The organism is Aminobacter sp. P4_D5 (genome assembly GCF_056401815.1).
The window spans coordinates 1-736 of the sequence record NZ_JBFUIP010000660.1 but is presented as its reverse complement, the minus strand read 5'-3'; the positions used below and the strand labels follow the sequence as shown (position 1 = coordinate 736).

Here is a 736-nt window from a genome sequence, read left to right as displayed (position 1 = left end):
TCGGTCGGCCGCCAGGCGATTCGTGGAAGAGTACCGCAGCCAGCTGCGGCTGTTCGATGAGGAGCATGAGGTGGCGCCGGGAGTAGTCGTCCGTCGCACGGGCGGCCATACCCCCGGGCACAGCGTCGTCCGCATCGCGTCCGGCGGCGAGGGTCTGACATTTGCCGGCGACGCCGTGTTCGCGGTCGGGTTCGACCACCCYGACTGGYACAACGGYTTCGARCACGACCCCGAGGAGGCGGCYCGCGTTCGGGTTAGCCTGTTGCGGGAACTGGCGGCAACCGGCGAGCTGCTGGTGGCCACTCACCTTCCGTTCCCCTCCGTCGGCCGGGTGGCGCTCGACGGCGACGCCTTTCGTTGGGTACCCGTCTTCTGGGACTACTGACCGCTTGTCGGATTGGAGCCGAACCTGGGCGCGTACTCATAGCGTTATTGAGTACGCCCCTACCCCGGGGCCAAGGCGCTCATCGTCGATCGAGGGGAGGCTCCCACAAGGCATACATCGAGCCTGGCAGCCCGCGGCAGAAGGGCAAGCTTTTCCAAGTCCGCGCGCATCGAAGCAAGCCCGTCCATCGCTGCGCGGGTAGCTTTGAGCTGCGGCCGGTCCGGTGGACGTTCAGTTTAGCTTGTCCGGGCGATCCGTTCGAACTCCATAGGGCTGACGTATCCGACAGTCGAGTGGCGTCGCGTCGGGTTGTAGAACCGCTCGATGTRGTCGAACRCGTCCGCCCTGGCA

The 736-nt window shown here is 66.3% G+C and carries 1 protein-coding gene; it reads left to right on the top strand.

Annotation, left to right across the window (positions count from 1 at the left end; translation table 11 throughout):
- On the top strand, positions 1-385 hold a 385-nt coding region (locus tag AC1DWF_RS34160), incomplete at its 5' end, for an MBL fold metallo-hydrolase (protein WP_476842920.1).
- Positions 386-736: the final 351 nt, after the last annotated feature.